Raw genomic sequence first — 1,633 nt, forward strand, 5'->3', positions numbered from 1 at the left:
CGCCAGGCTCTCAGCGAAGGGCCATCCGGAGGCGTCCGAACGACCAGTCCTGAGCCTCTCTGGCGTCACGCACGATGTCGGCCATCGAGAAGAACTCGTGCACAGAGCCTTCCCAGATCCGGCGTTCAACCCGAACCCCAGCCGAGCGCAGCGCGGTCTCGAGCGTCGCGCCGTCGTCCCGCAGGGGGTCGATGTCGGCATTGACGATGGTGACGGGAGCGAGGCCACGCAGATTGGCGGCGACGAGGTTGAAGCGGGGATCCTGCTGATCGGCCGGACCGCGCAAGGCATATTGGCCGAACCACGTCAGGGTGGCGGTGCGCAGCGGCAGGCTTTCGGTGTTCGCCATTTTCGAAGCCAGCATCGGATCGGCGTTGGCGATGGGATAGACTGCCAGGATCGCCTCTGGCTGAGTCCAGCCTGCGTCTCGCGCAGAGATCGCGACATTCAGGGCCAGATTGCCCCCAGCGCTTTCACCGGCGACCGCGATGTTATCGGGATTTCCACCCCAGGAGGCGGCGTTCTGAACCACCCATCGCCACGCGGCATTGGCGTCGTCGTGAGCGGCGGGGAACTTGTTTTCGGGGCCTTTGCGATACTCAACCGAGACCACGATCGCGTTGAGGGCCTTGGCCATGGCGCGCGGCGTGGCGTCATACACGTCGAGGTCGGCGATGACCCAGCCGCCGCCGTGGTAGTAGACCACGACCGGGAGGTCCGTGCCCGTGGCGTTCGCGGGCTTGTAGATGCGAGCCGGCTGCTGGCCGGCTCCGGCGGGATACATCAGGTTCTGCGTGGTCACGCTTGCATCGGCGGCCGTGGACATGCCCATGTCGTTCTTGACCCGCATCACCGCCTGATCTGGCGACGGCTGTGTGCGAGCCTGTGCGACGCTCAGGGACTCGATCGGCCGTGCTCCGAGCGCGGCCAGAGCGTCGAGCACTCGCTGCATGTCAGCGTCGGGCGCGCCACTCATTCCAGCCATAGCTTGAGCTTCGCTATCGCCCATCAACATGCCGCCCATCGACCCGCAAGCGGCCAGTGTCGCGGCCAGACCCACGGAGGCGGCCAGAGCAGCCATACGAGCGATTTTCATGAGAGTTCCTTGTGGCTTAAAGGCCGTTCGCTGAAAGAACCCGGGTCGGCCGGCGATGTTCCAAACGGTAGAGGTCGAAGAAGGGGGCGGCGATCTTCTGCCGAACAAGCCACTGGGTGCCGCACTGTCCGTCAGGCTCTGTAGCCGAGCGCCTGTTCTTCGACTGCGGACCGAACCTTCATGAGCGCACGACGCATCCAGGACTTCATAGTGCCCAGCGGAATGCCGTCTCTCTTGGCAAGAGCATCATAGGATTTGCCGTCTACAAAAGCCGCGTGAAGATGTTCACGCTCGCGGGCACTCAGTTGGGCGAGCTCTTTCAAGACCCGCTGCCACTGCTGTTGCTTGATCACGGCATCGAGCGCACTGGGCGCATCATCTTCAATCTGGTCAAGTTCGTCGTTGGTCATCGGGCGCTGCGAACGCCTCCAGTCTAGAGAACGGTTCCGCGCGATAGCCGATAGCCATGCAATGGAACTTCCCCGCTCTGGATCAAACTGAGAAGCGCGTTTCCAGACCGTGGCGTAGACCTCGCTC

General features: G+C 63.6%; 2 protein-coding genes. Both read right to left on the reverse strand.

What is annotated here, in order from left to right:
* Nucleotides 1-10: 10 nt before the first annotated feature.
* On the reverse strand, nucleotides 11-1,096 hold the full coding sequence (locus ACP7AU_RS17650; RefSeq protein ID WP_426052269.1) for an alpha/beta hydrolase: 1,086 nt from the start codon (nucleotides 1,094-1,096) through the stop codon (nucleotides 11-13).
* 131 nt (nucleotides 1,097-1,227) lie between these two features.
* Nucleotides 1,228-1,633, reverse strand: a 406-nt coding sequence (locus ACP7AU_RS17655) for a sigma-70 family RNA polymerase sigma factor (protein ID WP_426052270.1), incomplete at its 5' end; no start/stop codon positions are given.

Source organism: Brevundimonas sp. SL161, assembly GCF_049896985.1.
In the GTDB taxonomy this organism is placed as follows: Bacteria; Pseudomonadota; Alphaproteobacteria; order Caulobacterales; family Caulobacteraceae; genus Brevundimonas.